The sequence below is a fragment of the Psychrobacter sp. A3 genome (assembly GCF_028823565.1).
Taxonomy (GTDB): Bacteria; Pseudomonadota; Gammaproteobacteria; order Pseudomonadales; family Moraxellaceae; genus Psychrobacter; species Psychrobacter celer.
This window is the reverse complement of record NZ_JAPEHS010000032.1, coordinates 21,812-28,604: the sequence shown is the minus strand read 5'-3', so window position 1 is coordinate 28,604 and position 6,793 is coordinate 21,812. Positions and strand designations below refer to the sequence as shown.

Below are 6,793 nucleotides of genomic sequence, written 5' to 3'. Positions count from 1 at the left end.
TATCATAGTGATGGCTTAGGGCGTGTCCTCAATTCAATCGATAGCCATCTAAATGAGCTAAAAATGGCCAAATCTGGTCAAACGCTGTCAAATAGCTGACGAATATCTCGATATTATCTGCGCTACTTTCCTTGTTTGACGGCGATTTATCTCATTTTTATCGCCATTTTTAAAATCAGGACACGCCCTAGCCTTGATAGCTGGCAAATAAATCGTACTCGCTGGCCTCGTCAATGGTGACGGTCAAAAACTGACCAACCTTGACTTGCGCGCTGATGTCATCAACATAAACATGACCATCGATCTCTGGGGCATCGGCGTAACTCCGACAAATCGCAATGCCCTCAGCACCATCAATCTCATCGACCAATACCGTCAAGGTTTTACCGACTTTCTCTTGCAGCTTTTGTGCTGAGATGTCTTGTTGTAGCGTCATCAAGCGCTCATAGCGAGATTGCTTCACTTCTTCAGGCACATGACCTGGCAAGTCATTGGCTACCGCGCCTTCGACTTCTGAATAGGTAAAGGCACCGACGCGGTCAAGGCGTGCCTCGACGAGCCAATCGAGCAGACATTGAAAGTCTTCTTCGGTCTCGCCAGGGAAGCCGACGACGAAGGTTGAGCGAATGACGATATCAGGACAAATCTCACGCCACGCTTTAATACGTGCCAAGGTGTTTTCGCTATGCGCTGGACGCTTCATGGCCTTTAGGATGCGGTGACTGGCATGCTGAAACGGAATGTCTAAATACGGCAGTAGCTTTTTTTCGCCCATCAGCTCGACGACTTTATCTACGTGCGGATACGGATAGACATAATGCAGGCGCACCCAGATACCCAAGTCATTTAGTGCTTGGCATAAATCATAAAACTTGGATTTGAGCGGCATGCCATTCCAAAAGCTGGTTTTGTACTTCAGATCGAGCCCATAGGCTGACGTGTCTTGCGAGATAATTAGCAATTCTTTTACGCCAGCGTTTTTGAGCGCCAGTGCTTCGTTCATGACATTATCAATCGGACGCGAGACTAAGTCACCGCGCAAGCTTGGAATGATGCAAAAGGTGCAACGGTGATTACAGCCTTCTGATATCTTTAGATAAGCATAATGGCTTGGGGTCAGCTTAATACCCGCTTCATTGATCAGATCTATTTTTGGATCGTAATGGCTATCTACGTCGCGCTTGGGTTTGGGCACATGCTGCGAGACGGCAGTGATGACCTCATCATAAGCATGTGCGCCTGTAACCGATAGCACCGCTGGATGCATCTCACGGATTTTATCCGCTTCTTTTCCTAAGCAGCCAGTAACGATGACCTTACCGTTTTTGCTGATGGCTTCTCCGATGGCGTCGAGCGACTCTTGTACCGCTGACTCAATAAAACCGCAGGTGTTAACCACCACCAAATCTGCGCCATCGTAGTCACTTGCGACCTGATAACCATCGCGGCTAAGCTCTGTGATGATCCGCTCGCTATCGACCAGTGCCTTTGGGCAACCAAGCGACACAAAACCGATCTTTGGCGCGGCTTGAACTGGCGCATCGCTCGCAGCTGTACGGGCTACTGTGGCATCGCCACTTTGCGCGATACTGCGGTTTTGATTGTGATTGGCTTTGTGGTGATAGGGCTGAGTGCCGTCTGCCTGACTCGTTGACTGCTTTTGCGCAGGCTTAGCAGGATTAAAGATAGTGGCTGTGTTTTTTGGAGCAGTAGAAGCTGGCTGTGAAGATATCGTCGTATTTACCGACTCGGTAGAGGTGTTGGGCATGGCTGACCTTGCTTGAGATAAATTGGCTGTGCGCATTGTACGTTTTTTTTATGATAATCACCAGTTTTGCCGCTCTATAGTGTTGATTTATGATTAAATATTGGTAGATTTCTTTTTTATGTTAGGCGTACTTCATGACAGCTGATATAGTAGTGACAAAACCTGCCCCCAATTTTGCCTTTATGGCTCAGCATTTGTTTACGGCTATCTTGTGGGTCGATGAAGATCTGACCATTACTTGGCTAAATGCTCAAGCAGAGCAACTGCTGGCGACCAGTAGTGGCCGCCTACTGGGGCAATCTATCTTGGCGCTGCTCACCCCAAAAACTTCAACATCGACTTTCAAAGACCATCCCAAAGAGCATCTCAAAAGCCATAGCGATACTCACAATTCTAAAAAAACAAAGGATGCCTCTTGCTCCTTGGGCGAGCGCTTTCGGCAAGCCAGAGTGTATCAACAGCCATTTATTGATCATGATCATCTTGTAAGCACACAATTGAACAATCATACAGCGCTGCTGATCGACTATAGCGTGACGCCGGTCATTGATGAGCAGCAGCATGGTTTTATCATTGAGATGTGGGGCAAGGATCGCCAAAGCCGTATCTCAGAGGAGCAGCGCCAGCAGCAGCAATATAACGTCGCGCGTCAGATGCTACGCTCAGTCGCTCACGAAATAAAAAACCCATTGGCCGGTATTCGCGGGGCGGCGCAATTGTTGCAGCGGCAATTTATCAAGTTTAGTGAAGGCGGTTTTTTGGCTGATGCAGCGCACACTCAGCAAAGTGCTGCCAGCCCCCCTCCTGACAAACAAAAAAACGCGGCAAAACTGCGCAGCTACACCGATATCATCATCGCAGAGACCGACCGTCTGACGCAGCTTATCGGTCAGCTTCTTGGCTCCAATCAGTTACCAAACTGGCAAATGCTGAATATTCATGAGCCACTAGAGCATGTCTTATCCCTAATCGTCAACCAATATCCACAGGTGACGCTACAGCGTGATTATGATTTATCACTGCCTGAGCTCTGCGCTGATAAAGACCAGTTGATTCAAGTATTTTTGAACCTCATTAATAATGCCTGTGAGTCGATGACCGAGCTTGAGCAAACGCTACAACAGCATAAAATCTCAGAGTCTCAAGAAACACCACAAACTACCATGCAAATGGATAGCAATTCTACTTATCAGCCCATACTGCATCTACAAACACGAGTGGTCTTTCAGCACACCATCGGCAGCCAGCAGCACAAACAAGTTTTGCAAGTGACCATCACCGATAATGGCTCAGGCATAGATGCCGATCTCATCGGCCAGATATTTTTTCCGATGGTCACTAGCCGCGCAGCAGGCACAGGTCTAGGGCTGTCTATTGTCCAAGATATCATCAGCCGCCATCATGGTATGATCGATGTCAGCTCCGCCCAATCGAACACCCATCACACACGCCAAACTCAGTTTGCCCTGTATTTGCCCTTTAGCCAGCCAGACCTTACTATAAACACCTCATAACAATCCTATAATAACCTCATGACAACCAATACACCCTCTGATGTTATCGCCCACTAGGCCCAAGATATGACTGAGTATAATAACAACCGCGCTTTACATGACCATCAACCCTCAAGCGATCAGCCAATACCTGCTCCAACGGACAAGCACAGCAGTCCTGCCGCTGCTACGTTATGGCTTATCGATGATGATGCCGCCCTACGCCTGATATTGGCCGATACCTTTGAAGATGCAGGGCTCACTGTGATTAGCTTCACGCAAGCGCAAGCGGCATGGACACGCCTAAATGATATCTTGCAGCAGCAAACACCTGCAGACCAGCTCCCTGATGTGATATTGACTGATATTCGTATGCCTATGATGGATGGTCTGTCCTTTAGCGACTGGGTACATCAGCATTTCCCTCAGCTGCCCATAGTCGTTATGACGGCACACTCTGATCTAAGCTCTGCCATCAGTAGCTATCAGACTGGCGCGTTTGAATATCTGCCCAAACCCTTTGATTTAGATGACGCGGTGACAACGATTTATAAAGCCATTCACTATCAGCCCCATACCGATGTTAAGACAAAAAACACCAGAAAACCCGCTGTCAAATCAGATGCGACGCCCAACGAGCCCAATAAACCTACTGAGCCGACTGACCATACAAACCAAGCATCCAAAACCTCACCAACCACCGCGCCGATCAAACCAGCTGCCAAAGAGACATCCCCGACACCACCCGCCGCGACCGACAACCCCAGTGGCATCATCGGGCAGTCACAAGCGATGCAAACGGTGTTTCGCGCGATTGGCCGTTTGGCCCACTCTCCCATCACAGTGTTGATCACAGGCGAGTCAGGCACCGGTAAAGAGCTGGTCGCCAGCGCCCTGCATCAGCATTCACCGCGGCGACAGCAGCCTTTTATTGCCTTAAATATGGCAGCGATTCCGCATGATTTAATCGAATCTGAGCTATTTGGTCACGAAAAAGGTGCGTTTACGGGGGCGACGACCACACGGCAAGGACGGTTTGAGCAGGCCAATGGTGGGACACTGTTTTTGGATGAGATCGGTGACATGCCCTTTAGTACGCAGACACGTTTGCTGCGAGTATTGGCCAATGGCGAGTTTTATCGCGTTGGTGGGCAGCAGCCTGTCAAAGTCAATGTGCGTATCATCGCCGCCACTCATCAACACTTAGAAGCACTGGTCAAACAAGGTAAGTTCCGAGAAGATTTGTTTTATCGCCTTAACGTCATACGCTTGCCTCTGCCGCCCCTGCGCACACGCCGCGAAGACATCCCTGCCCTCGCCAGCTACTTTATGCAGCGCGCCGCCGAGCAGATGAATACTGCCAAAAAACATCTGCATCCAGCAGCACTGCAAGTCATGCAGGCGTTTGAGTGGCGCGGTAATGTGCGTCAGCTCGAAAATGTCTGCCTGTGGCTGACCGTGATGGCCACCGGTGACACGGTCATGGTAGAGGACTTACCACCAGAGCTGCTCGATAGTGTGCCAGCGGATATAACACAGCAGCCACAGCCACCTCATGCAGCACGCTCATCCCAAATCCCGCCGCAGATAGACATGAATACCCAAGGTTCGATCGACTCTGGCGCTATTAGCCCCAATCCACCTATGACGACGCAGACCGACTGGCACCAGCCTCTAGCCGCATGGGCAAAGCAGGCGCTACAGACCGGCGAAACCGACATCCTACAAACAGCTACGCCTGAATTTGAACGCGTACTACTCACCGCCGCCCTCAACCATAGTGGTGGCAAAAAAATAGCGGCGGCCCACCTGCTAGGCTGGGGACGCAATACATTGACACGCAAATTGCAGCAACTAAACCTCACGCCAGCACAAGATCAAAATAAATATCACTAAAACGTTAAAAAAACTTAAAATAAAAGTCCTTTTATATCATTAGCTTATGAAAAATATGAAAAATAATTGCAAATAGGGGTTGCCAAACAATTTAAACTCTATATAATAGCCAACCACTGAGACGCACTACCGAATCAGTTAACTATTTCGATAGCATTTGAGTTCATATGCTTTTGATGATAGAGTAACAAAAATGGGGCTGTGGCGGAATTGGTAGACGCACCAGATTTAGGTTCTGGCGCCGCAAGGTGTGAGAGTTCGAGTCTCTCCAGCCCCACCATTTTCGGATAGTACATCTTAGGCCAAATATTAAAACCTGCCTTGATGCAGGTTTTTTTGTGCCTGTTAGTTTTTATGCTTGCTAATTAGAACGCTCCTACTAAACGCCAAGCATCGAAGCTATTATCGAAGTATAGCAGCTTCAGTATTTAGCGCTCAGCGTTTGCTCCAATCTATACTATAGTCAATACTCTTCCCTAACCGACCTTCTCTTTAAGCTCACATACGTCTTAACGCCAAAAGTATCTGCGCCATGCTTTGATACCTTTTCTCTACCCGCTTTGCCAATGCTTGATCAATAATGGGTTGATAATGGCGGTATGCTGGCGGTAGCCTTGGAATTGGCTGCTGACAGTGCTGGACTGCCCATGCCTTGAGCGGCTCACGACTTTGTTTATCAATCTGCAACGGCCGCATCCCCACCAATATCTCATACAGCATAATCCCAAACGCATAGATATCGCTCTGCACCGATGCGCCGTGTCCTTGCCAGCGCTCAGGTGCCAGATACGCCGGTGTACCCGCAAGATGACCTATGGTTGACGCCTCCACACGAGTGGCCAAAGCAAAATCAGTTAATAACAAGTCAGTCTTGAGGCTGCTATCATCTGCCTGACTTGACAAAACATGAGGTGGCGACAAATCATCTAGCAAGATATTACTGGGTTTAATATCATTATGCAGCCAGCCTGCGCGATGCAGTTGCGTGATTACTTGTGCCGCTTGCATGATAAGCTGATGCTTTTGACGGGCGGACAGCAGCCGTTTTAGATACTGTGATAGACTGCCGTTTTTATAATAGGGCATCACCACAACGATGAGCGCTGACGGCGGCGCTGCAATGTGCAGACGTAACTCATGATGCGCCAGTAGTGGCGGTGCCACGCGCTGATATGGCGTTAAAGCAGACAGCGCGGTGATGACGCCATACTCATAAAAGACGCCGCTAGATACCGCTTGAGCGCTCTGCCGACAATGATGCTTGCTTAATTGCCACTTAAGTAGCACTGGGCCAAACTGTGAGTGCATGGCACGGCTCAAGCCCTGATAGTCGCCTGCATACACGCCGATGCGCAAGTGCGATACCTGACGATACTGCAACTTTACCAATTCTTTTGTCAGTACAGGCAATACCTGCTGAGCATGAGCCTGCCATACTGGCGCTGTCTTCGCTTGTCTTAGCGATGAATTACTGGCATTGTCTTTCATGCTAAAGTAAGGCCTTTATTTAGAATTACTTTGTATTTGTATATCGTCATTTTATATAGCCAACCCAACATAAAATTGGCACACTTGATATCATATGCTACTGGTATTCATTTTGCGCAGCATCTGCCGGCGTAGGCACAGCACGCAA

Annotated in this window: 4 protein-coding genes and 1 tRNA gene; 3 read left to right on the top strand and 2 right to left on the bottom strand. The window is 48.7% G+C overall.

What is annotated here, in order from left to right:
• Nucleotides 1–187: 187 nt before the first annotated feature.
• The gene (gene rimO, locus NK638_RS06515) at nucleotides 188–1,768 is read right to left on the bottom strand and encodes a 30S ribosomal protein S12 methylthiotransferase RimO (RefSeq protein WP_274632383.1); all 1,581 of its coding nucleotides are present in this window, start codon (nucleotides 1,766–1,768) and stop codon (nucleotides 188–190) included.
• A gap of 134 nt (nucleotides 1,769–1,902) precedes the next feature.
• Here rimO and NK638_RS06510 point away from each other — a divergent pair, with 134 nt between their 5' ends.
• The 3 genes from NK638_RS06510 (at nucleotide 1,903) to NK638_RS06500 (ending at nucleotide 5,437) form a co-directional block, all read left to right on the top strand.
• Nucleotides 1,903–3,282, top strand: a complete 1,380-nt coding sequence (locus tag NK638_RS06510; RefSeq protein ID WP_274632382.1) for a two-component system sensor histidine kinase NtrB — start codon at nucleotides 1,903–1,905, stop codon at nucleotides 3,280–3,282.
• A 66-nt stretch (nucleotides 3,283–3,348) separates the two neighbouring features.
• Nucleotides 3,349–5,157, top strand: coding sequence for a sigma 54-interacting transcriptional regulator (locus NK638_RS06505; protein WP_274632381.1), 1,809 nt, complete (start codon nucleotides 3,349–3,351; stop codon nucleotides 5,155–5,157).
• 195 nt (nucleotides 5,158–5,352) lie between these two features.
• A tRNA-Leu gene (locus NK638_RS06500) sits at nucleotides 5,353–5,437 on the top strand.
• Between the two features lie 218 nt (nucleotides 5,438–5,655).
• On the opposite strand, the gene NK638_RS06495 is transcribed toward NK638_RS06500, so the two are convergent.
• Nucleotides 5,656–6,645, bottom strand: a complete 990-nt coding sequence (locus NK638_RS06495; RefSeq protein ID WP_274632380.1) for a serine/threonine-protein kinase — start codon at nucleotides 6,643–6,645, stop codon at nucleotides 5,656–5,658.
• Nucleotides 6,646–6,793 lie beyond the last annotated feature (148 nt).

Excerpts from the sequence above, each read along its gene's own strand:
- rimO (WP_274632383.1), bottom strand. The coding sequence starts at position 1,768 with ATGCCCAACACCTCTACCGAGTCGGTAAATACGACGATATCTTCACAG.
- NK638_RS06495 (WP_274632380.1), bottom strand. The coding sequence starts at position 6,645 with ATGAAAGACAATGCCAGTAATTCATCGCTAAGACAAGCGAAGACAGCG.
- NK638_RS06510 (WP_274632382.1), top strand. The coding sequence starts at position 1,903 with ATGACAGCTGATATAGTAGTGACAAAACCTGCCCCCAATTTTGCCTTT.
- NK638_RS06505 (WP_274632381.1), top strand. The coding sequence starts at position 3,349 with ATGACTGAGTATAATAACAACCGCGCTTTACATGACCATCAACCCTCA.